We start from the raw sequence: 24,289 nt of genomic DNA, 5'->3' as shown, positions 1-24,289 counted from the left end.
TCGTGGAACGAGCAGGCAGCCCCGGCTGGTCAGGGTCAGTTACGCGGCCAGGGGATGGTGCTCGCCGGTGAGCGCGGCCAGCGCCGTCGCGACTTCTTCAAGGGTTGCACGGACGTAGGTCGTCGTGCTGCCCGCGTCGCTGTTGGTGTCGTTGTGTCCGGCGTAGGCGCGGGCGACGGCGTAGCCGAAGTGCCGTTCGACCCACGTCAGCGTGGTGTACCGCAGCCAGTGGGTGCTCACGCCTTGTTTGCCTGCCCAGGCGAGATTCTCACCGACGCGGCTCCAGAGGTTGTCGTAGCGGTGGTAGGTGATCTGGGCTCCGTTTGCGTTGCGGAGCAGGCGGCCGTTCATCGGTGCGCCGCGGTGTTCGACGTGCTGGAGCAGGTGCCACATCAGCGTGGGGGAGACCGGTTGCCAGCGTGACGTTTCGCCCTTCTCCCGGAGGTAGACGAGGCATTGCTCCTCGTCGAGGTCTTTGGGGCGCAACGCCAAGGCGCCGCCGCGCCGGGCGGCGGTCTCGGTGTGGAACCGGATGATCAGGGAGTCGAGTTGAGGGTCATTGCCGGTAGTGGCGACGACGTCGTTGAGCTGGTCCATCTGCTTGCCGGACAGGGCCCGCCGGTTGCTGGGCTGGCGCCGGGGCTTGGGCACCTTCGCGGCCGGGTTGGCGCGTTCGTCGATGAGCTCGTCGTTGACAGCGTGCCGGTAGACGCAGCGCAGCGCGGCGATGAGGTGTTCGGCGGCGGAGTTGCCGCTGCGGGTGTTGCGGCGGACCGTCAGGTTGGCCTTGATGTGCTGGACAAGCCGCTGGATGTCGGTCGGGGTGCGGTCGCTCAGTGAGATGTCCGCCCACTGGTCCAGGACGCGGTTCCAGTACGGGCTGTAGGCGCGTCGGGTGCCGTCGCTGACCGCGGCGGCCACGACGGGGATGTACTCGCCGAACGTGGGAGCCGGCGGCTTGACGGAGTTGAGCAGGTCCTCGGCGGTCACGCCTATTCGGTCGAGGACCAGGCGTGCGGCGTCGAGCTCGGCCTGGGTCGGTGCGCCGGTCACAGGTCCTCACCACCCGGCAGGACGGGCAGCAGCACCTGATCCAAAGCGACGGGTGGGAACACCGTGACCGTCTGACGGTCGAGGTGGGCGACGAGGAGGACCCGGTCGCCGGAGCTCAGGTGCCCTGCTCGGCGGGCGTCGGCCGGTAGCCGAACGTGTCCCTGTTTGGTGAGTTTGAAGACGCCGTGAGGGTCGGCGGCCACGACCAGCAGGCCGTCGTGTTCGCGGATGCTCAGGCGGGTTGCGGCGGTCCAGTTCAGCGCGGCAGCCATCTGGCGGTCTGCGATCCGGCCGCGGTTGTCCACCGTTGCGATGCTGTATAGGACGTTGCTCAGCCGTTGTGGCGGTGTTGCCGGTACGGCGATAAGGGGGAGAGGCTGACCGACAATGCGGGCAGATGCGCCCCGTCCGTTTCCTGGCGCTGTGTCAGGAACGACGGGACGGATGTAGGAAATGGTCATCGGACGCCACCTACAAGTGGCGCCGAAACGCAAAACAGGTGCTCAAGCGTACTTGAGCACCTGCCACGTAGACGTGGCACACGTGCCACATTTTCGTGTCCGAGGACGAAGTCGCACACTATTCACCCACGTAGCCCTGCCTGGCCCTGGGTAGTTCTGCCTGGCCCGTTCGGCACACGAGGCCCGTCCCTATGGGACGGGCCTCAGGCCTAGTGTTTGTGGGTCGCTAGCTGCAGACCTATGCGTGGCAGGACGAGGGGACACCTTGAGCCGTATGCGTCCTACCGCCGAAGATTGCGTCTCGGAGACGGGTGCGTGAGTCCCGCGTCGCCGGGACGGCCGCCTCTCTCCATAAAGGCCACGACCTTGCCTCCCGATGACCGACGACAGGTCGACAGCGTGGGTGACCGGCTGCCACCGCGTCGACCGGCCGAGGATCTCGACACTGCGGTTGATTCTTCAGCCGAGTACCGCCTTGACGGTGGCGGAGTTGGATTGCGGTGCAGCACGAGGCTGGCGATGAGAACGTCGGCGATCCTCACGTAGCGCACGTTGCCACGCTGCCGAACTTCCAGCGGTCATGTGCGGTGAGCAGCCGCGTCGGCTGTGCCAATATCGTTTGGACGACTTCCAAGGTTGACCGTCCGGGGGAATGGGCCGATGGCAGCAGAGCAGGCTAGTTCACCTGAGCCGGCTGCTGCTTCCCAGACCAGCAACCTGATAGGCGCGCCGGTGACGGCCGCGGTCCAGGCAGGGCGCGTCGGCACGGTGAACGTCGGTATACCGCCGGAACCGACCCGCGCAGTGCCTCGGCAACTGCCCGCGCCGCCGACTAGGCTCGTGAATAGGGACAGCGTGCTGGCCGAGCTGACACGGCTGACAGGAGTGGACGACACCGAGCACCGTCCCGCGGTGGTCGTGCTCAGCGGTATCAGCGGTGTCGGTAAGACGGCGGCCGCGGTCACCTGGGCGCATGGCAACAAGGTCAGGTTCGCGGACGGGCAGTTCTATGCCGACCTGGCGGACTACCGCACGAGCGGCCCGGTCGATGTGAGTGACGTGCTCGGCAGCTTCCTACTGGCGTTCGGCGTGCTGGCGCCGCCGCCGCGGTTGCCGGAGCGGGTTGCGTTGTTCCGGACAATGACGGCTGACGCGCGGGTGCTGGTGGTGCTGGACGATGTCGATGACGTTGCCCAGGTGCGATTGTGCATGCCCGCGTCGTCGCGCAGTGCGGTGATTGCCACGAGCCGCGCCAGGTTGAGCGGGCTGGTCGTACATGGTGCGGCCACTATTGACGTCGAACCGTTCGGTGTCACCGAGAGCGTGGCGCTGCTGCGCGACCTCTCGACAGCCGTTCGAAGCGTGGCCGAGGACGAATTACAAGCACTGGCAGACCTGTGTGACGGGCTGCCAGTCGCACTTGTTGTCGTGGGCGCGTTGCTGCACAAGCCGAGGCATTGGCCGCCGTCGAGGTTGGTCGACTACCTCTCTGACGAGGGACGACGGTTGCGAAGGCTTGGACTGCCGGGGGCGCATCCGTTGCAGGCCCTGTTCGACGCGGTCGCCTCGCAGCTGACGCACACGGGCAGGCGGCTGTACCGGGTGGCCGGACTGCATCCGGGACCGGACTTCGAGCCACACGTCGTGGCCGCCGCGACTGGCATGTCGGTCGATGACGTCGAGGAAGGCATCGAGGAACTGTGTGAGGCCAACCTGGTGCGCGGCATCACGTCTGGTCGGTACCGAATGCACGGCCTGATCAAGCTCCATGCCCGCAACACGATCCAGCACGACGACGTGCGTCCCGCTGAGGTGTTGGTGAATATCGTCGGGTGGTATCGCGTCACGGCAGGTGCTGCGGACCTGGCGGTAATGGGGGAGAAGCGGTGGAGGCTCGCGCCATCGGATCCCGTGAGCGCCACGTTGTCGTTCGATGCGGCGACGGCGATGCAGTGGTTCGAGACCGAGCGGGCGAACCTGCTTGCGGCCGTGCAGACAGCCGCGCACCAGCGCTGGGACGACCTCGTCTGGCAGCTGTGCGAGTCGTTGTGGGCGTCCTACCACAGCAAGAAGCACTATGCGGACTCTGTTGCGGCACATGAACTCGCGGTCGCGGCTTCGCGGCGATGCGGCAACGGGGTCGCCGAGGCGAGGATGCTGAACCAACTCGCTCGTGCGCAGATCGAACTCGGCGAGTTCCAGGCCGCAGAGACCAATCTCGGTATGGCCAAGCGGGCGGCCGAGACGTGCGGTGACTTCCGAGCTGAGGCAGCCGTATTGGAGTCGTTGGGGGTGCTGCACCGCACTCGAGAAGATCTGGCCGTGAGTGTCACCTGTTTTCGGGCGTCGCTGGAGCTGAACGAGCGGATCGGCGACGACCGCGGCACGGGCCTGCAGTGCTATCACCTCGGTGACGCGCTGCTGCGCGTCGGTGAGCCGGTCGCCGCGACCGAATTGCTGTTGCGCGCTGTGCATGTGCTCGGTGCGATGGACGACGTGCTCGCCACCGCACGCGCGGAAATCGTGCTGGGAGCGGCACATGCGGCGAACGGCCTGGATGAGCAGGCCCAAGGCGTGCTGCTGTCGGCGGCGAGCACAATGCGGGCGCGCGGGCAGCACAACAAGGAGGCCGAGGCACTCAGGACGCTGACCGAGGTGGCGCGCAAGCGTGGTGAATCGGATCTGTTGGAAGAAACGCTGGCACGCCTGGCCGAACTCAGCGGTCCCTAGCTTGAGTTTAACCTGTTCGGCGTGGGTCGTGGATTGCCCGAATTTGGTTTTCTTGCAGCACTCGGGTTTTGGCTTTTTGTTTTGGTGACAGTGTGCGCATCGTGCCCCGGTGCACGTCGGTGGTTGGACAGTCCGACGGGCCGTCCTGGGCCGTGTTGTTGGGGGTTTTTTGGATATTGGCGGGGCCGGCGAGTCGTGGGCGTAGGTCCCGATAACCACGACGGACTTGTGCTTAGCCAGCTGCCGCGCCGAGCCTGCGTAGGGTGAGCTGAGTCGTCGAACCGTGCCGACGCAGTTCGAGCGAGAGTTCGTCGCCCAGCACGCCACCGGTAGCGAGCCACGAGTAGAGCGCGGCCGCAGACCCGAGTACGTCCTGGCTGCGCAGCACCTCCCCGCTGCGCAGCACGACCAAGCAGTGATCATCGGTGGCGGCAGCAACCATGGTGGCGCCGCTGCACTCGGCGAGCGTGGTGCGGGCCCACTCGAGGGCGTGGTCTTTTGGCAGCGGTGTGGAGCGGATGACGATCTCCGCGCTGGCACGCAGGCGATGGTCCGTTTCCTCGTCGTCCGCCACGAGGAAGTACTCCTCGACATCGGTGGCGCGGCGGAACTGCTCGAGCACAGCGGGGAATCGTTCCAGCTGGAGTCGGCCGTCGCGTAGCGACGCGGTGACATGGCAGGCGGTGACGTCGTTGCCGCGCAACGGTTCGGGCGCGTTGAGTGGAAGCATGCGCGGAGCGGAGGCAGGTGGTTCGAGCGCCATCAGGTCGTATAGCACGCGCCGCAGGACCGACCACGACTCCCCCTTTCGCCCAAGCGCCTGGGTCGTGATCGCGCGGAGGTAGCTGGGGTCGTGGGTGACGAAGCACGACTCGATCTGGGCACGCAGGTCGCCGAGCGGTTCGATCGGATCCGCGCCGCGCATGAACGCGGCGGTGGTGGACTCCTCGGCTAGATCCCGTAGGCCGTTGCCCGCCTTGAGGAACGGATGTCCGAGCGCCGCCCCATAGAAGCTGACCGACCCGTGGTCGCCGACGACAGCGTCTGCGGCGATCAATGTGGCCTGCCAGCTGTCGTGCGGCTGGATCAGCATCAGGCCGCTGTCGAGGCAGTCGCGGAACCACCCGAGGATGGTGTTGACACCGTGGTGCGCCCACACGTTCGGGTGTAACACGAGGGCCACGCGGAACTCGTCCATCGGCAACTGCGCGACTAGGCGCTCTACAAGCCGTTCCGGCTGACCTAGCAGTGAGTTCACGTCCCAGGTGGAGCTGATAACGACGAGACGCTGGTCAGCGGTGACGCCAAGGTGCCTGCGGTAACTGTCCCTGCGGGTCCGGCTCGCGACCAGCCGGTCCCAAGTCGGGTCACCGATCACGACAGCGCGGTTGACGGCCGGCGGGCAGGAACGTCGCAGCTGATCAATCTGCCGCTCGTGTGACAGGCCGATCACGGTGGGGAAGACCTCGCCTTGGCTAGTCAGCTCTTGCCTGGACAGTCCAACGGGGACAGTGTCGCTTGCCGTTCGGGACGGCAGTACCCGGTTGTACCCGGCTCCGTGAGGCATCACGACCAGTGGTCCGTCGAGCTCTGCGAGCGAGGCGTTCGTGTGTGCGGCGAGCACCAGGTCGAACTTCGTATTCGAAGCCTCGGCCCAGCTGATCAACGGGATGTCGCAGGCGGCGAGGTGTGCATGCAGTCCGGCGGTGAAGTGCGACCCCTCATCGAGGGTGTATCGGAGCATGACTCGGCGGTCGGCGTCGATCAACGGCACCACGTCCTGGAGCCGGACCAACGAGGTGAGGGTGCGGATGACCACAAGCGCAGTCCGCTCCGCCATAACGGTCGCGCCTGGGCTGGCCAAATCCCGTCGCACACGACCTCCGATCGGGGGCATCGCCACCGCGACGATGCTAACCGGTCAGCGGTAGCGGTCGAACTCCCGCGGGTCGTGTGCGCTGAAGAGCGTCACGTCGTCGTTGTGGGTGGGCGTAGGAAGGGTTTGGGTGTTGCCCCTTTAGCGGACTTCGACCTCGTGGAACATTCTCGGGATGTCGGCGAGCAGCCGCGTGGCGATGACGGCCTTGCCCGTTCCCAACTTCCCCTGAACCGCGCCGATATGCGCTGCCTTGCGTCGGTCGAGCAAGGCCTTGCCGATCGTGCCGAACATGTGGAGGCGCGCGTCCTGCTGGGCCCCGACGAGCATGAAGGACGCCTGGCCCGCGAGAACAGCCGCTAGAACCGCCCCACTCCGATTGGCTGAGCATCTTGGCTGTTGTCCGCTCGATCTCCGCGGCACAACCCTCGATGAAGCCATCGAGTGGCTCCTACATGCCGGTACGAGCGCCGCTGACCGTCCCCCCGAAGACGTATACGATCTAGAGCTACAGATCGCCACAGTTCAAGCTCGGGCGGCGTGGCTGAAGGATCCTGTGCATGTACGCCTCGTGAGCCGGCCATCCTGGACTTAGCATTCGACCTGATCCCGTGGCTGGTTCGTGATTGCTCTCCAGCGGGCTCAGATAGCGAGCTGACGCTACCCGAAATGGTGCGGAAACCGCATCGCGTCGAGATGTGCTCGATAGCGGTCTGCGAGCCCAGCGTTAAACGCCATGAAGGAAAAGCGGGTGAGGGTTGATAAACCCTCGCCCGCTTGATCGAACTCTGGGTGTTCGAGGAGGGAATTGCGCACTAACCGCCCCCCCCGTGCTGCCCACGTCGTGACTTCTCGCCGCATCGACGTTCGACTGCTACCAGCGCGATGCGGGCATCGGCATAGCGGCCCGTCTCGACGCCGGCCTGCTCAGCATTGGGCTCGCCGCTGGCCGCGCACCCTCACTCCGGCCGCGCCGGCATGGCCGACGCGATACCGCACAGCGATCAGTCGACGGCAAGGCGCTGCGAGGCGCCCGCTCGGGCGCCGCGAGGCTAATCTGCTGTCCGCACTGGACACCGCAACGCTAACGAGCGAGATCACAGTTGCTCAGCGATTAAAGCGAGGATTGTTAGTCCCGAGCAGTGCTTCCTTCACACTTGCAGGATCGTTGGTTTCATACCAACGGACGCTGCAATTTCCAAGCCAATCGGCGACGTCTGTAGCTTGAACGAAATTTTCAGGGGTGTCTAGCAGTCGGCCGACCCGGTCGTGCAATACGGAGGAGCCTCGGGGGCCAGCGAGATGCTGCCGTAGACGTGCCCGTAGATTTCCCGTTGATCCAATGTATATGATTTCGTCCCCATCAAATACGAGGTGGACGCCAGCCGATCGGGGTGCTCCACCGACATTCTCGTATGTGTACGGCAGCGGATCGGAAGACTCAGTCAAAACGTCTGAAGGATCAACTGATTTGGACGCGCTAAGTGAATGCACCCGATCAACACGTTCTGCGTCTTGAACGGATTCCTCCTGGACATCAACGCGAAGGATGTCGCGGGCACGCATGAGCAAACTCTCGGGGCGTAGCATGAACAGCCGTACGCCTGCACAGCGACGTAGTTCATCCGCGAGCTCGGGGCGGGGGCCTCGCGTCTGACCCCGATCCCTGCGCCACCAATCATCTTTGACATCACCGGTTACGAGGAGGACGTCGCGATTGCGCTGCCCCGCTTCGTCCAGGACCTGTTTCCAAACAAGGTAGTCACCGGCTGCCAATTCATCGATCTTGTTCTTGTCCTTGAATCCGGGAGGTTCGCTTGCTTGGATTCGACGTAAAGCCTCCTTGATCGCCTCTGCTTGGGCTTCAGTGCTCATGGGTCTGCCTACGCGGCCTTTGACTACCGGTTCTAGAGCTTGGAGAATAGGATCATTGTTTGTGTCCAAGGCTTGTTCAAGAGCCTCTTCTGCAATGAATCCCTTGATGGCCTCCGTGACGGAGTTAAACGCCAGGTCGAGGTAGTGTTGCAGCTCGGCGCGGCGCTCCGTCGATAGGGCGACCCGGTTGCCCCAGTGTCGCAGTACCTTGATGGATTCCTGAAGGTGGCCTTCTAGTGCTTCGACGGTGTTGTCGCCGGTCTCCTGTAGATCTCGTAGAGCGGATTCCCGGCCGCGCCAAAACTCGACCACAACCTGATGAGGGACCCACAGGCGATCTCCCAATTTGGTGAGCACGGCAACAAGATCGGTCCGCGTCTGCGCGTTGTATCGATACAGATTGAGTAAGACATTGGTGTCGAGCACAACCATTCCCTGGGTGAGTAGGGATTGGTAATCCTCGTCCGTAGGCGTTCGGAAGCCTTCGAACCCGTCGAAAATGCCGCGCGGTTCACCTCCTGCCATGTTACTGGCTGTATCGCGTATGTTGCGCTTCATGGCACCCCTTCGCCTGCTGGAGTTTGCGGAAAGGTTACCAGTTGTCGCAAGTCTGGCGCCGATACGGGTCATTGTCGCGCTGTCTGTCTTCCAGACGGACCGCTGATAGTCCTTCGTAATCCTCAGTGGACCTTGTTCACTAGGTGTGAGTCGCCAAATTCATCTGTCCGAGCAGCTGCTGGAGCAGCGTTTGCTCGTACGATCGCGGCGCGCGACGTCCTCATAGACTAGGCGGCGATGACCTCCTCCAGCGGGCCGAGACGGTCACGAGCTGCTGCGTGGGCGAGAAGTTGCTCCGCTAGCATTCCCCCTTGAGCGGCGCTGGTAGGCGCACGGGCAGTCTGTATGCAGCAATCACCTTCCTCACGGATAACAATCGAACAGTTCGTCGGAGCTGCTCGTCGGGGGTAATCTTTGCGTCGGCTCAGCTTGTCACGGCTGCTCGAGTGGGAGGGTGGGCCGACCGACAGGTCGTCGGCCATCACCGCCTCCTGTAACGAACTTCTACAGTCGCGACGACGATCTGATTGATCGTGTGTGAGTTCCTGGTCGAGACCGCGGAGGCAGTGTGTACGAGCGTCTGTCCCGCAGGCGTGCAGCCATGGCGCCAGGTGCAGGCGAGCTAGATCGCTGTAGGCCTCGTGCGGGAGCCCTTGTCGGCTCGCTTGAAGTGCGGAACGGACTAGGTGCAGAACGCGTGGTGCGGGTGGCGCTGGGTACCAGGGTATGGCTGCGCGGTGAGCCATATGGGTGGCACTCGGCGGAAGTGACAGGTTGGTCGGGTCATGACGAGTATTGGGTCCGTGTGCGAGGCATGCCGCGCGATGTGAAACTCGCTGCCAATCAGTTCGTTGTCCGTGCTGGCACCTCGGTATCCCACCCGGTGAGGGCGGTCGCAGAGGGCTTCTGCGACTCGCCGGAATTTTACGAGGCTCGCCGTCCCTTCCTGGACGAGTTGGTCCGCCAGCGCCGCTCGGCGCACGGGTTCACCGCGGCCCTCTCTGCGGCCGTCGAACTGTACGATCACCAACTCGATACCGTCGCTCGCGTGCTGTCCGACCCGGTGCTGCGCTACCTGCTGGGCGACGAGGTGGGTTTGGGAAAGACCATCGAGGCTGGGCTCGTCGTCCGTCAACTGATGCTCGACGACAGTTCCGCGATGGTGCTCATCGCGGTTCCGGCCACGCTTGTTGACCAATGGCGTGACGAGATCAGGAACAAGTTTCTGCTTGGTCGCCAGCTCGGCGGGCAGCGTCTGGTCCTCATCTCCCACGACGAACTCGGTTCGGTGCCGCGGTTGCGCGAGCGTGCGCTGGTCGTGGTGGACGAGGCGCACCAGTTGTTGCCCCATCTCGACCGACGGCCGGCGCTTCGCGAGGAACTTCTGGCGGTGCCAGGTCTGCTGTTGCTGTCGGCCACGCCGATGCGGGGGGACCCTACGACGTTCCGCGACCTGCTGAACCTCGTCGATCCGGTGGCTTTCCCGCGCACGGACATTGCCGCGTTCCGTCAACGGCTGCTGCAGCGTGAGAAGGAGGCTACCGACCTCGAAGTGCTCGTCGCACGGAAGGCAAGCCTGCGGCAGCGTAGGTCAGTAGTCGGCGACCTCATGGGCACGCATGGCAATGATCCGGCCGTGGTCCGCTTGGCCGAGCGATGCCTGGCGGAGACAGACGTTGGCGGACCGTATTGGGCGGAGTTGGCTGACTATGTGCGGGAGACCTACCGGATCAGCCGGCGCGTCGTCCGGCATCGCCGCAACACCGGGCCAACGGAGGACTATCCCGTCGCCGGTAGGCGAGCGATCTTCATCCCGGTGGACGATCCGGCCCAGGTCGTTGTCGACGAGTTTCTCGACCGCTATCGAGATTTGGTGAACGAAGGCGGGCCAGCGGTGTCGGTGGCCCAGTACCCCTTCGCGGTGCTCAACGGACTTGGCGGGCCGCGCACACTGCTGCACCACTTGCGGCGACGGTTAGCGGTTCGACCAGGGGGCGCTGCCGCGGTGCTCAGCCGCGAGCGGGTACTGCTCGAGTCCACCGTCGCGCGACTTCTGTTGGCCGAGACGAGCACCCGCACAGTGACCGCCCTGGACATCGTCCAAGAGCGCCTGAACAAGGGGCAGAAGATCGTTGTGGTGGGTACATCCGTCGCGGGCGCGCAGGATTTCTTCGATGCTGCAGTGGAACGTTGGCCGGGCATAGTCGGGAGCCACCTGGAACGGACCGCTCAGCGGGTACGGGAGGAATCTGTTGCGGCGTTCCTGTACGAACCCGGCGCTCGAGTGCTGGTCGGAGACAGCAGCATCGAGGAGGGGCGGAACCTGCAGGGTGCCGATGTGCTGGTCAACCTGGACCTGCCGATCGATCCGAACCGCCTGGAGCAGCGGATCGGGCGGCTCGACCGGTATGCCCGGCGGGTCGGACCCGCTGAGGTCGTGGTTTTCACTGAGCCATCCAGCGAATGGGTGACTGCGCACCTGCAACTTTTGCGCGATGGCATCGGCATCTTCAACGAATCCGTGGCTACCCTGCAACGCCGACTCGCTGAAGTGGTCCAGCATGTGGTTGATGCGTTGCTGGCCAAGGGGAGCGAGGCGTTCCTTTTTGACGTGGATGAACTGCGGGACAGCTTGGCTGCCGAGCGTATCGAGATTGACCTGCTCGACGAATTGGAGTCGGTCGCTGTTTCCACGAGTTTTGACCAGGGCAGCGCCGCAGATCTTCGTGCAGCTGACGCGGATGTCGGTGCGCTGCGTGCCGCCTTCTCACGGCTCACCTCACTGCAGGGCGGGATCAACCTTCGGCACCATGAGGATCAGCGTGGCGTCGTGCGGTTCTCTGTGCGACCCGGCGAGCGTATTCTTGGCCTCCCTGACGACGTGGTACCGGCTGTCCGGCCGTTGGTCGGTGGCGAGTGGGCCTACGAGCGTAGCCTTGCCGTCGACCTCGACGGCGTCGCGCCTTTTAGATTGGGCAATCCGCTCGTCGACTGGTTGGACCAATACCTTCGAACCGACGAACGCGGTCGAGCCCGCGCGGTGGTTCGTCCGTCCCGCAACGTCGAGGAACCGACCCTTTGGTTGTCCTGCGACATCCTTGTCGAGTTTGATGCGTCCCACTTGGCGTCTGAGACAGCGGCGGTAGCTAACCGGCTTCGCCGCCGTGGGGATGCGCTGTTGCCTCCAGAGATCCTCCGGATTTGCACCAACGCGCTCGGACAGGCCCCGTCACCGTCCTGCGCTGAAGTGCTCAGCGCTGACTTCGATGAGTATCGGGACCGGTTGCTGAGCGGTCCGATTTGGCGGGAGGTGCTGGAGGCCTTCCCAGCGTGGACTGAGTTGTGTCGGCTCGCCGGCGAAGCTGCGCTCGAACACGCGCGGCGTTCGCCAGCGGTCACGACGGCGCCGGTCGCGGCCGCTCACCAGGCCCGCGACGAGATCACGGCCAGGCTCGCGATCCTGCGTGCGCGGTCACACCAACTACCGTCAGAGGCCGAGCGAGAAGGGGCATACCAGGAGATGCGCCTAGCTGAGTACCTCGGCCAGGCGCTGGTCAACGGGATTGAGAAGCCGGTGATGTCGGTGATCGCGTGCGGGGCGGTCGTGCTGTGGCCGTCGCGGTGACCGGTGTAGAGGAGGAGACGCAACTACTGCGGTTTCTCAAGAGGCCGACGGCCGACGCTGGCGCGCTATTCCAAGACGACCTGCGCAGGCGCGTCGCGCACCTGGCCGGTAGCGGCGAGGGCAGCGACCTCGATCTCGCGGTGCTGATTAGGCAACTGCTGCGGCGTCGATCGCTAGAGGACGGGAACACCGCGTGGGTGACGACGGCGCAGTCGATTTCCGTCAGGCTACGTGCTGCACCGCGGGCGGGCCTGCGGGAGATCGCGCCTGATACCTGGTCCGCCCCGGCTTGGGCACCGGACTGGCTCGACTCGCTGGGCACACCGGACGGTGCGGCCGCGGCGGGGGAGAGCAGCGGCCAGCGTTTCGAGTCCGACCAACCGGCTGCCGACCCGTTCTTCACCGCATGCACCGGCTTCGAGACCTACCGGACTCCCGGCCAGCGCGCTGCGTGTAGGGCGGTGGTGTCGGTCCCAGACGGGTCCACAGTGATCGCCATGCTGCCGACTGGTTCCGGCAAGACCGAGGTGGCGCTGTGTCTGGCCGAGCGGTATCGGTACGGGGTGACGGTTGTGGTGGTTCCGACCACTGCCCTGGCCTACGACTTGGAGCGCCGCTTCCGCGACCACCTCGCTGCTCGTAACCGCCGCGTCGACCGCACCGCGCTGCACCTGGCCTGGACATCGAGTACGCCGGAGCAGACCCGTGAACTCATCCGGCGGCGGGTGCGCGACGGCAAGCAGCGCTTCCTAGTGACCTCACCGGAGTCGGTCGGCCGGGCCCTGCGCCACCTGCTCATCGACGCGGCTCGGACTGGGCGGCTGGGCGCGATGGTTGTTGACGAGGCGCACTTGGTCACGCACTGGGGTAGGGACTTCCGGCCGGAGTTCCGCACCCTCGCCGATCTCCGCACCAGCCTGGTGGACGCGGCGACGGTGATCGGCTACCCACCGCCGGTGACTCTGCTGCTAAGCGCCACTCTTGGCCCAGGCGAGTTGGCCGACCTGCACCAACTATTCACTGGGCCTGGCCAGTGCACGCTCATTGCGGCCAACGCGCTGCGTGTCGAGCCGGATCTGTTCGTTGCCGTAGCCGAGGACGACGAGCTCCGCGCAGCCCAGGTCCTGGAGGCACTGGCACACCTACCCCGGCCGGCAATTTTGTACGTGACCCGACCAGCCGACGCCAGGGACTGGACAGATCGACTGCGCGCGGCTGGCTGGGATCGGCTTGCCGTGGTCACTGGCGAGACCAAGGACGCTGACCGGGCGGCCGCGCTGGACGGCCTGCGCGCGACCGCCGACAGTCCGGCCAGCATCGACCTTGTCGTCGCCACGTCCGCGTTCGGGATGGGGATTGACTACCCGCACGTGCGCAGCATTGTGCACGCCTGTCTGCCGGAGACGGTGGACCGGTGGTACCAGGAAATCGGCCGGGGCGGTCGGGACGGGGATGTTGCTGTGGCGCTGTTGCTCACCGCCCCCGACGACCGGCGGGAGGCTGCCAGCCTCGGCGTCACGGTGTTGACCGCGGAGGTCGCTCGGGAGCGGTGGCGCGATCTCTGGGACCACCGCGTGCCGATCGGCGATCGGGACTTTGTCGATCTCGAAGGCAGCCGCGGCGCGGTCGGCAGCTACAACCTCCGGTGGAACAGCCAGTTGGTGCAGGGTTTGGTGGAGTTGGGTGTGCTGCGCCGGTTGCCGACCGATGCCGAGGACGTCACCGAATTGGCTGATCTCAAGGAAGGAGGTAAGCACCAGTGGGTCGGCGTCGCGCTGCTGCGTAGCGACTGGGATTCTGACGAGTTCTGGCGTGATGTCTGGACCCCGTGGCAGCAGCGGGAGATGGGCAGGTCGCAGAAGGCCCTGAGAGCGATAGAACAGTTGGCCAGTAACGCTGTCGCCGCTTGCGAGGCCGTCGCTGCGGCTTACCGGCCAGACAAGCACACCTACGACCTGTTCGGCGACGCCGCGAGGTTCGTTGAGCCACTCGCGCCCTGCGGGCGATGCCCGAGTTGTCGCCAGGCCAGAATTGCCCCAGTCAACGATCCTGCTCCGCGCCCGCCCCAGACTTGGCCGCTGCCCAGCGACGACGCACCAGACCTCGCCGATCTCATCGCGGCGGGCGCGACCCGCGATGGCCTGGTGGTGCTAGTAGCCGACGATCCGGAGGAGGTCGCCTCGCGCTTGGCGCGGGTGCTACTGCGCCGCGGGATGAGGCATCTGTCTGGACCGATCGGCTGTCCAGCCACTGCTTCTGACTGGTTGTTCGTTGACCCGGAACCGGTGACACCGCAGGACTTGACGCCACGGTCGGTCTTCGTCGGGTACCCGGTCAGCACGTCGGCGCCGGGTCGGTGGCTAAACAACTGGCAGCGGATGGCCAACCGCACTTATGCAGCACCCGCGGTGGATGTATTACTGCTGGCCCGATCCGCCACGCTGGGCGACCTTGACCCGGTGCGTGACCTCCGCGCCCTCGATGCCCTGACCGCTTTGCAGATACTCGGAGAGTGATGGACTACCTCAAGCAGCGCATCCAGGCCAGCGTTCCTACCCTGTTCGCGGTGTCGCGTTACTTGTCGATCCGACCGGAAGGCGTGCTTGAGGGTGACCTGAGCCGGGCGGTGCGGCCACCGGTGATGTTCGAGGGCCAGCCTGGGGAGCCCGCGCTGCAGGTCTCTCTGGAGGTTGGGGCCGATATTGGCCTGCTAACCGTCACCGGAGCGCGTGGCAAGCAGGCGTGGACTTTGGCGCCGGACGTCAGGGGAGCGGTCGTGGGGTGTCCGCCGGACGACTCGAGCGCGTTCCGCAGTCTGTTGCTGCGCCTACTCGGCATCCGAGCAGTGGCCGCGCTGGACCGCGGTGAAACCCCGTCCGACGTGGCGCGGGCGTTGACCTGGCTGGTGCTGCGCCAGGATCCGCGCAGCCCGCTAGCGGATGCCTGGGGCGACGGTCCGGAGAAGATTTTCAGAAAGGCACTGGGCGATCAGACGGTTGGCAATTCAGACCAGTGGCGGGGCCTGCGGCGCTGGGGCCGGTCGCTAGGAGTCCTCATTGAGGCCCAGGCCAGCCCGAGCCGCGGGCGGATGCGAGTGCTCGTCGATCCCACTTGCGCGATCCGTGACGTCTTGCCGTTGTTGCTTGCCCCATCCGCGGCCGGAGAATGGTTGGGCCGCCTACGGACCCTGATACCTGTCTTGGGCGCTCCTGCACTGGCTGCCGAGGTTGGTATCCGGGACGGGGATGTCCCGCCGACGTTGGCGCTGGCGTTGCGGAAGCTAGACCGGGCCGGTTATCTGAGTTTGGTTACCTCCGACGATGACCGGGATGCCGTGACCCTGCAGGTGGGAAGCGAGCCGGCGCAGCGTGTCGCGCAGATCCGCGTGGCCGCCGCCGGGGTTGCGCGCACCGCACTGGAGGCTGGCGCATGAGCGCAACAATGAAAGGTTTCCGCTGTTGGACAGCGGGTGCGGTTCGGCAGACGGTGTTCTCCGACATCGGTGCGTTGCCTGCTGACGCTGACGCCGTCTTTCTCGCCGCGCACACCCCAATGACATTGCACCATCTACGCGGCACCGAACTTGCCGATCTGGGCGCCGGCGAGCGGCAGGTTCTGGAGGCCGTCTGCCGCGGCATCGGCGACCTTGACCGCAACACCCTGATCGCGGTCACCGGCTCATCGGGGACTGGTAAGAGCCACGTGGTTCGCTGGGTGCACGCCAACCTGAACCAATCCGACGACTACCACATTCTCTACATCCCCCGGGTCGTGCAGACCATCCGTGAGCTCCTGCGCCGGATCGTTGACGGCCTACCCGGTGAGGGCGGCCAGCAGATCCTTGATCGGATCGACGCCGCCATCAGCAACGCTAGCCCGGCCGAGGTCACTGACCGCCTGCTGGAGGAAGTTCGGCACGCCCTCACCTGGACGATCGGCCCGCGGCCCGTGGTAGATGGGGAGACTGCGGACGAACAGGAAGCCCGCGAGGAGCGCAATGCTCTGCTGGGTGACCGAGATGAACAAGGCAAGCGCCGCAACGGGCTGGCTGACCTGCTCGCGCTCGCTCCGGTGAATAAGGCCCTGCTACGGTCCGGCAGTTGCCTCGACTTGGTCGTGCGGTCGTTCTATGAGGAGACTTCACGGCGAGACGAACAGTTGGAGGGTTTCCAGCGCGAGCACCTGCCGCTGGGTGAGCCGGGGGTACGCAAGGCCGCGCGCGACGGCGGTGGCCGGGATTTGGAAGATCTGTTGTCAGTCGTGGCCCGTGAGCCACAGCCTGCCCTCGACCTGCTCAACGAGGCCCTGACACAGGCTGTCCGCAAGACATTGGGCTTGTGGACCCAGGATCGGGAGTCGCTAGACTTCCTGTTCCGGACTGCTCGCGCGAATCTGCGTAAGAACAACAAGGAACTTGTCCTGCTATTCGAGGATCTCGCACAATTTGGCCTCGTCGACGGCGAGCTTTATGACCAGTTTACCGTCCAGCCTGGGCCCGACCTGGCACCGTTGCGGGCAGTGTTCGCCATCACGGACGGTCCGTTTAACAAGATCCCGGAGACGGTGAAGACGCGGATCACCCACCACTTCGTGGTCGATTCAGCGGCGCTGCCGGACCGCACCGCCTTCGTCGGGCGCTATTTGAATCTGGCCCGGCTAGGCCGCCCCACCGTTGAACAAGCCCGCAGGCAAGCCACGCACCGTGACGCTACTGACTGGGTGCCCAACGCGTGCGACACCCGCGAGAACGGCCAGCCGTGCCGTGTCCGCGACGAGTGCCACGCCGGATTTGGCACAGTCGATGTGACTGGCGTAGGAACTGTGGGCCTTTACCCGTACAACGCGACCGCGCTCCGTCGGGCAGCGGCCCCGCGCGATACTACGCGGGCGGTCGTGGACGTCTGCATCTCCGATGTCCTCGCCGAGGCCGACGGCCACCTCGACCGGCACAGCTATCCGCACGATCGGGTCTGGGATCAGTTCGACCACCACGTCGAGAAGTCCAGGGACGCCCTGTTGGACAGCCGGACCGGACCTGACTCCGACCGACTCTACCGGGCGCTGGTGCTTTGGGGCGACGAGACGCCGACCCTCCCTTGGCCCGTCGTCGACGCGTTCGCGCTACCCGCCACAAACTCAACGACGTCCTCGCCGTGGGCCGAGCCGACCGTGCTTCCAGACGCCGAGGCCCTGTCTGGGCGGCCAGCGGAGCGGCAGGCCAGCCCTCTGGTGCCACTGTTCCAGTGGCGGGTCGGTGAGCCGCTCCCGGAAGATCATGCGACCTTCTACCGCAACACGCTGTTCCGGCTCGTACGCTCCCGGCTCGACCTTGATCTGGACCTTTTCCACACCGCAAATGGCCACGGCAACGAGATCTTGGCCATGTTGTTCAATATGACTTCATTCGACCTCGGCGACGACGAGCACGGCCGGCGGATGGGCTCTGGCGGTGTGCGGTTCGAGTTGCACCGCATTCCGGCCGACGTCGAGGTTATGGTCGGCGCACGGTGGCTCGCTGACCATGGGCACTGGCTACCGGACCAGGGGCAATGGGACTGGCCGGATGGCTACACACCGGAGCGCGTGATGCTGAGCCTTGAGGACCGGCTGGACCATTGGGCCGAGCATGTGCGCCAGGCATACCGGGATCGGGTGCGAGGGCGTGCCGTGGCTCGTGCGGTGTTGGGCCTACGGGCCGTCGCGTTGATCGCTGCCGGAGCCTCGCCGACCCGTGTCCGGGACTTGAACGACGTGCTTGGCCCGACCCCAGGGGCGTCGGCGCCGTCGACTCCTGAATGGGCCGAGGTCGCGGTCGCCGCCCGCAGCGTCCTGGGCATCGACGCGTCCTTGTACCTGGCTCAGTTCGCTGCGGCTCGCCAGGGCGACACCGGTGACCCCCAGGTGCTGGACACCGCCGCCCTAGTCGACGTGACCGAACTGGCCGTACGGGCGCCGGTCGGGTTCCTGCGCACCGTCGTCGACGACATGCGCGACCTGGTGCCGGTTGTGGCCAAGGCAGCGCTCGATCTTGCGGATGCCGTTGAGGCGGCAGCGGACCAGGTGCTGGACACGGTGGACGGTGCCGTGCGCTTGCTTGGCATGAAGCTGGAGGGGCATCCACCCCGTTCGGTGGCTACGGCGCTGCTCGAGGTTGGCAAGCGGGCCAAGGACGGGGGCCTGCTCCGCCCCGCCAATTGGGTTGAGTTCACAAACCAGGTAGACATCCTGCGGACCCTGCCCGAGGACCTGCCGCTGGACTGGCGCCGACCCACCGACGCCATCGGCTCGGCGGCCAGCGATGAGGCGCTCGCCGTTCAACACTGGGCCCGGTCTGCGGTGGCGGGTGCGCACGCAGTGCAGGCACTGCACCACACGATGACCGAAACAACCGACTGGTGCCGCCAACGCGGTCAGACGATGGGCGACGTTGCCCAGTTGGAGATGGACGTGCGGCAGCGACTGGATCGGGTGGAGACCGGACTCCGGGCGCTGAGCGTTGCGGAGGCCGGCCGTGGCTGACGCCCCGACCTGGGTGATCGAGACCGCCGACGCCGTCGAACGGGCGAGCGATGCCGACCGAGCCCGGCGGGAGTCCGAAGGGCTCGGCACCGCAAAGGAGAGCCTGGACGCGCGACTGGCCGAACTCACCGAGCTCGGTAGGGCCGCGGCGGCTGGCCGCGGAACCTGGTGGTCAGGCGTCGACGCCCCGCCGGACCTGTGGAACAACCTGCGGTCCGCGCAACAGGATCTGAGCCAGCGGGCGTTGGGACGAACCGCCGAGCAGTTGGCCGTCTTCACTACGCGAGCCAAGCAGGCCGCGCTGGGTTTCTGGGACCAGCATGTCGTCGGCGACGCCGGCGACGTGAACGAACTGAAGCAGTTCGCGGCAGCACTGAGGAACGTTAGCGCGCTGCGCCAGGTCGCCGACGACCTCGACTCGGCACTCGGCGAGCTTGGTCGCCTGCGGTCCAAGCTGCCCGACTCGGCGGCCGTCGAGTCGCTCGCCAGGGCCGTCGCGCTCCTCGACGATCTGGAGGCCAGGCTGCCCCCCACGGTGCGGTCCTTTGTCTCGGCCGCGACCGGAGGTGGTGCCGCCCTCGATCAACTCGATGCCGAGGTACTCAACTGGCTCGTCGCGCACGGCGCCAGTGACGTGTTCAAGATCGTGCCAGGCCGCCCGGTAGGGACGCAGCATGGATGACGGGCAGTACGCCGATGCACTGACCGCAGTCGAACTGCGGGAGACCGCGCTGCTGGCCTGGGGCGCGGTCGAGGCGCGGTGGACCGAGGAAGAACTGGTGGCCGTGCTGGAGCCTTACGGCCCTCCCCAGGACCTGCTCGATCGACTTCTGGACACCGCGCTGGTGGTGCGGGAGCCCGGTGGCGGCTACCGCAGCCGGTTCGCCGAGACCGTCCGCCTGCTGGCCACCTTGCGCCAAGCGTTCCGAAACCAGCGGGTCACCGACGGGCGCCCACTGGTACTCGACTACCGGGTCCTGCACCGCCCGCGGCGCCGGCCCGAACGCAGCGTGCCCGCTAGCCAGTTGCACGCTCAGTTGCGCCCGCTGCTCGGACCGGCCGGCTCTGCCGCGGCGCACCGCCTGCTCCCGCCTCAGGTCTCCGGGTTTCAGCAGCGCAGCGCACGAGTCGTGCTGGAAGCACTGCGCGGTGGCGAGGCCTCAGGCGTCGTAGTTACCGCCGGCACCGGCAGCGGCAAGACCCTTGCGTTCTACTTGCCGCTGCTGGCCTGGCTGGCCGATCATGCCGGCCGGACCGGTAACGGCACCCTCGTGCTGTCGCTCTACCCGCGCAACGAACTTCTCAAGGACCAACTGCGGGCGTTGCTGGGGTACGTACTGAAGCTGAACCGGGCGGATTCCGGTCTCCAGGCACTGAGCGTGGCCACCTGGTTTGGTCTGACGCCGCCGGCGTCATCGTTCGTACTGAACGGGCAGACCGACTGGGTCGAGCGCCGCGGCGACTACGTCTGCCCGTTCCTGTCCTGCCTGACCTGCGGCGGCGATCTCCTGTGGCGACGTGCGGACTTGACGGCCGGCGTCGAGCGCCTCTGTTGCGGTTCCGCGACATGCGGGTTCGGCGTCGACGGCAGCGTGCTGCGGCTCACCAGGAGGAGCGCCGTCGACAGCCCGGCCGACATCATGCTGACCACTACCGAGTCGATCAACCGCCAACTCGCCGCGCCTGGGAACCTCGCAGCTTTCGGGGTCCGACCGGCGACCCTGCGCGCGGTGCTGCTGGACGAGGTGCACACCTATGAGGGCACCGCGGGCGCGCAAAACGCCATCCTGCTGCGCCGGCTCCGGTATGCCCTGGGCCAAGACCCGGTGTGGGTCGGGCTCTCGGCGACCCTACGCAACGCCGACGAGTTCTTCGCCCGCCTTGTCGGCCTCCGGCCGGGAGCGGTAACCGTCGTGCAGCCGGAGATCACCGAACTGGAGGAGTCCGGCGCGGAGTACCTGCTAGCCCTGCGACACGACCCGCACGGTGAGACGGGCACCCTGTCCACCAGCATCCAAGCCTGCATGGTGCTGGCCCGCTGCCTGGACAGCCCCGATGACCCGGCCGACCCGCCACCTTCGTCGGACGGCGTCCTCGGCAGCAAGGTGTTCGCCTTCACCGACAAACTCGACAGCACCAACCGCTTCTACTGGGACCTCCTAGACGCCGAGGGCTGGCAGTGGCCGGGGCAGTCGAACAACCGCGTTCCCATGACGCTGGCCCATTCCCGCGGCGAGAACCAACGCCTGCTAGCCGCCGGCATCCAGGAACCTGCCCACGATCGCGACCCCAACGGCCAGTGGTGGTGGCTGCCCGACGAGTTGGGCCACGGGGTGGAGGCCGACCGCCAGTTGGTCGTCTCCCGTACGAGTTCCCAGGATCGCGGCGTCGACGGCGACGCCCAGGTCGTCGTCGCCACCGCGACACTCGAGGTCGGCTTCGACGACGACCGGGTCGGCGCCGTGCTGCAGCACAAGGCTCCACATGACGCGGCCCAATTCCTCCAGCGCAAGGGACGCGCCGGCCGGAACCTGACCATGCGCCCATGGACGGTCGTTGTGCTCAGCGACTGGGGGCGAGACCGGGACGCCTGGGACGCCTACGACGCCCTGTTCAGTCCGGAACTGGCCGCCCGCAACCTGCCGGTCGAGAACCTCTACGTGCTGCGGATTCAGGCCGTGTACGCGCTGCTCGATTGGCTGGCGGGCGAATTGGGCTATGCCGGGTTCGACTCCACGTGGACCGATCTCGCCGCGCCGCCCTCCGTGCTGCACCCGGACAACGACCGTCAGCGGCAGGCCACCCAGACCCGGCAGGACCGTCTCGCCGAACACCTCGACCGGCTCCTGCGGCCTGGACCGGAGCGGGAACGCCTGCGCCGATACCTCGCCCGCGCGCTGGGGCTGGGCCTGGGGGACGCTGCGATGTCCGTGGTCGACACCTTGTTCTGGGAGGCACCCAGGCCATTGCTGCTCGCCGTCGTGCCGACCATGCGCCGGCGGTTGATAGACCGCTGGCGGGGCGAGGAACCGGCCAGTGGAGCGTCTGGCGTGCGGACGCGGACCCCGCTACGCGAGTTCATCCCCGGCAACCTCTTCGACGACCTGCTCGTACCCGACGTTGAGTTGCAGATCCCTGGACTGCGCGGCGAGGTGGCCGTCGACCACCTGTCGGCCCTGCGCACCCTCAATGAGTTCTGCCCTGGCAACGTCTCCCGGCACTTCGGGATTTGGGCGTCCAGCAAACGCCACTGGATCCCGCTGCCCCCGGTCGAGCCCGGCGGTACCGTGCACCGAATCGACGTGCTGGCGACCTATAGGGCTGAGTTGATGGACGCCGTCGTAGTCGACGGGTTGGGAACCCCGGTGTACACCCCGACCGGTGCCGCCTTGACCGCGGTGACCAATCCCGCGGTCAAGGACGCGTCGTCAGTGCGGCCCGAGTGGGAGGTGCAGTTCACCGCGCTCGGCTCGGGTGTGCCGGCCGGACTTCGCGCTGGCGCTGACCAACTGCTGCAGACCGTCACCGCACACTTGCACATGCAGGGTGGCGGTGTGCAGGTCGTGCGCTACGCCCGGACCGCCCGCGGCGCGGTGTGGTCGCCTCGCCCGCTACGAGTGCACGCCGAGTTCGGCCGCCGCGCAGAGAACGGCACTTGGGTGCCCGCGGCGATCGGCGTCGACGTGCATTGCGACGCCTTGGAGTGCGTCGTGCGGCTGCCAGAACAGATGTTGGAGCCCGACCCGCAGGAGCGGACAGCGCGGCTGCGGCACGTGCTGGAGGTTGAGGCAGATCTTCCGGACGAGGTGTCGGCTCTCGATCGCAGTACGCTCGCCGACATCGTCGTGCTGGCGGTGGTGGCCGAGACCTTCGATTCGCCTGACCAACTCGACGGCAACCGGTTGGCTTCGGCGCTGGCTGCCGCGGCGTCGGACCTGGGGCTTGTCGGTGCCGCCTCCGGTCAGCAGTGGTCAGCGTGGCTTACCGACCCCGATGTCCTGACCCCTGTGGCCGAGGCCGTGCGGGAAACGGCCGTGGCGGTCCGATCGTCGGCCTGGGCGGCCTGGTGGCGTCGGCGCTACACGCTCTCAGTCGCGCAGGTGGTCCTGTCCGCGCTGGCAGCGCTTTGCCCTGGGGTCGATGTTGACGACGTGCTGCTCGACGTCGACCCGCTCGATGACACCCGCTTCTACCTGTCCGAACCGTCGCCCGGCGGGACCGGCGAGATCGATGCGTTTCACCGGATGCTGGTCGAGAACCCCGACATGTTCGGTCGGATGCTCGAACAAACACTGCGCCCCTCATCGATGGAAACCATGGACGAGGAGTTGACGCAACTATTGCGCTGCGACTCCGTGACACTGTCCGCAGCGCTAGTGGCTCTCCGGCGGTCCTGGGACCAGGGACACGCCGCGGCGGACCGTGCGGTGAGGGCCGTCGACGCTGCGGCCCGCGCGGAGGGGATGGTGCTGGGCAACGCCGCACGCACGGCTCTAAGCACCCGACTTGCCGGTCCGGGTGCGCACGAGGACCTGCTCGACGCCCTCCGATCCTGGCTGGACCTGCGCGATCGTGTGATGGATCGCACCGGTCACGCGGTGGACCCACGCATGCTGGGTGGCCTACTTGCCCATGACGCCAGCATCGACGGCGTCCTGCATCTGGGTGCGGCTGGGAGCCGCCAGCGGCGGGCCCGAGCGGTGGCGAATGTGCTGTGGCCATGGGGTGAGGCCGTCAATCAGACCTCGGCCAACCCGTATGCGCCGCGCCTGGCTGCCTCGGGGCGTACGGTTCGCGCCCATGTCAACATCGGTCCCGCGGTGCTGGACCTGGTTGCCTGGACCGACGAGTGCCGTGACCGATTGCACCTGGCATTACGCGAGCACGGCGAATTGGTGGTCCGCGCCGCGGTCCCCGACCGCGCCGTACTGCGTGCGGCGCTGCTGGACCTGCAGATGAACCCGGTGGAGGTGGGGTCGCTCCTGTGCCACCCGGCCGTCGTCGGGGTGGATGAGTCGACATCCGGTGTACAGGCCCAACTGCTACTGCGGGAGGCGCTGTGACTCGGGTGATCCGCAAGTCCGCGGCGCAGAGCGCGGCAGAAGCGCTGGACCTGCTCGGGGCGCTTTTCTCGGCGGAGTTGGTTCGCCCGAGCAAGTGCCTCTGGTTGGTATCGCCGTGGATCTCAGACGTAGAAATTATCGACAACACGGCTGGCACCTATCCGGCTCTGGCGCGCTATGGGCGTCGGCCCGCCCGGCTGGCCGAGGTGCTCGGCACGCTGGCCGGTCCGAGCACCCGAATCGTCATCGGCACGACGTCGGACCAGCACAACCGAGCATTCTTGCGCCGGCTAGACCTGTTGGCGAGCGACCGCGGCGTAGCCGAATTCATCGACGTCCACCAGGACGCCACCCGCGCGCTGCACACCAAAGCGCTCACCGGTGACGACTACGCGCTCGTCGGGAGTATGAACATCACCTATAACGGGATCAACCTGCGCGACGAGTACGTCCAGTTGGAGACCGACGAGCAGTACGTCGCCAGGGCCCGGATGGACGTCCACGGCCAATTTGGGGGCATACTGTGACC

13 protein-coding genes are annotated in these 24,289 nt (G+C 66.4%); 8 read left to right on the top strand and 5 right to left on the bottom strand.

Annotation, left to right across the window (positions count from 1 at the left end; translation table 11 throughout):
- Nucleotides 1–39 precede the first annotated feature (39 nt).
- Complete coding sequence (locus G7043_RS39805; RefSeq protein WP_166053866.1) at nt 40–1,053, bottom strand: tyrosine-type recombinase/integrase; 1,014 nt, start codon at nt 1,051–1,053, stop codon at nt 40–42.
- Nucleotides 1,050–1,358, bottom strand: coding sequence for an AbrB/MazE/SpoVT family DNA-binding domain-containing protein (locus G7043_RS39800; RefSeq protein WP_313888307.1), 309 nt, complete (start codon nt 1,356–1,358; stop codon nt 1,050–1,052). Before G7043_RS39800 ends, G7043_RS39805 begins: the two co-directional genes overlap by 4 nt.
- Nucleotides 1,359–2,369: 1,011 nt before the next feature.
- Between G7043_RS39800 and G7043_RS39795 the strand changes: the two genes are divergently transcribed.
- Nucleotides 2,370–4,244: an NB-ARC domain-containing protein gene (locus tag G7043_RS39795; protein ID WP_166053865.1), complete on the top strand. Its 1,875-nt coding sequence runs from the start codon at nt 2,370–2,372 to the stop codon at nt 4,242–4,244.
- Between the two features lie 232 nt (nt 4,245–4,476).
- Here G7043_RS39795 and G7043_RS39790 read toward each other — a convergent pair whose 3' ends face one another.
- From G7043_RS39790 to G7043_RS39780, 3 genes are all read right to left on the bottom strand, one after another.
- Complete coding sequence (locus G7043_RS39790) at nt 4,477–6,084, bottom strand: hypothetical protein (RefSeq protein WP_207312323.1); 1,608 nt, start codon at nt 6,082–6,084, stop codon at nt 4,477–4,479.
- A gap of 177 nt (nt 6,085–6,261) precedes the next feature.
- Complete coding sequence (locus G7043_RS39785) at nt 6,262–6,450, bottom strand: hypothetical protein (protein WP_166053863.1); 189 nt, start codon at nt 6,448–6,450, stop codon at nt 6,262–6,264.
- Nucleotides 6,451–7,227: 777 nt separating this feature from the next.
- On the bottom strand, nt 7,228–8,553 hold the full coding sequence (locus G7043_RS39780; protein ID WP_166053862.1) for a PIN-like domain-containing protein: 1,326 nt from the start codon (nt 8,551–8,553) through the stop codon (nt 7,228–7,230).
- 601 nt (nt 8,554–9,154) lie between these two features.
- Between G7043_RS39780 and dpdE the strand changes: the two genes are divergently transcribed.
- The 7 genes from dpdE to dpdK are packed head-to-tail and all read left to right on the top strand — an operon-like array spanning nt 9,155 to nt 24,287.
- Nucleotides 9,155–12,178, top strand: coding sequence for a protein DpdE (dpdE, locus tag G7043_RS39775; protein ID WP_278186005.1), 3,024 nt, complete (start codon nt 9,155–9,157; stop codon nt 12,176–12,178).
- Entirely contained in the window at nt 12,163–14,694 is a 2,532-nt protein-coding gene (gene dpdF, locus G7043_RS39770) for a protein DpdF (protein WP_166053860.1), read from the top strand. The genes dpdE and dpdF overlap by 16 nt, the downstream gene beginning before the upstream one ends.
- Nucleotides 14,691–15,611, top strand: a complete 921-nt coding sequence (locus G7043_RS39765) for a hypothetical protein (protein WP_166053859.1) — start codon at nt 14,691–14,693, stop codon at nt 15,609–15,611. Before dpdF ends, G7043_RS39765 begins: the two co-directional genes overlap by 4 nt.
- A gap of 53 nt (nt 15,612–15,664) precedes the next feature.
- Nucleotides 15,665–18,697 carry a hypothetical protein gene (locus G7043_RS39760; RefSeq protein ID WP_166053858.1) on the top strand — a complete coding sequence of 1,011 codons (3,033 nt, stop codon included), beginning with the start codon at nt 15,665–15,667 and terminating at the stop codon, nt 18,695–18,697.
- Nucleotides 18,690–19,379 (top strand): hypothetical protein, encoded by a 690-nt coding sequence (locus G7043_RS39755; protein ID WP_166053857.1) that lies wholly within the window; start codon nt 18,690–18,692, stop codon nt 19,377–19,379. The genes G7043_RS39760 and G7043_RS39755 overlap by 8 nt, the downstream gene beginning before the upstream one ends.
- A complete protein-coding gene (gene dpdJ, locus G7043_RS39750) occupies nt 19,372–23,760 on the top strand; it encodes a protein DpdJ (RefSeq protein ID WP_166053856.1) in 4,389 nt (1,462 codons plus the stop codon). The genes G7043_RS39755 and dpdJ overlap by 8 nt, the downstream gene beginning before the upstream one ends.
- Complete coding sequence (dpdK, locus tag G7043_RS39745; RefSeq protein ID WP_166053855.1) at nt 23,757–24,287, top strand: phospholipase D-like domain-containing protein DpdK; 531 nt, start codon at nt 23,757–23,759, stop codon at nt 24,285–24,287. The genes dpdJ and dpdK overlap by 4 nt, the downstream gene beginning before the upstream one ends.
- Nucleotides 24,288–24,289 lie beyond the last annotated feature (2 nt).

The sequence above is a fragment of the Lentzea alba genome (genome assembly GCF_011067745.1).
Lineage (GTDB): Bacteria > Actinomycetota > Actinomycetes > Mycobacteriales > Pseudonocardiaceae > Lentzea > Lentzea alba.
The sequence above is the reverse complement of the archived record's forward strand: the minus strand, read 5'-3'. Positions and strand labels throughout refer to the sequence as shown.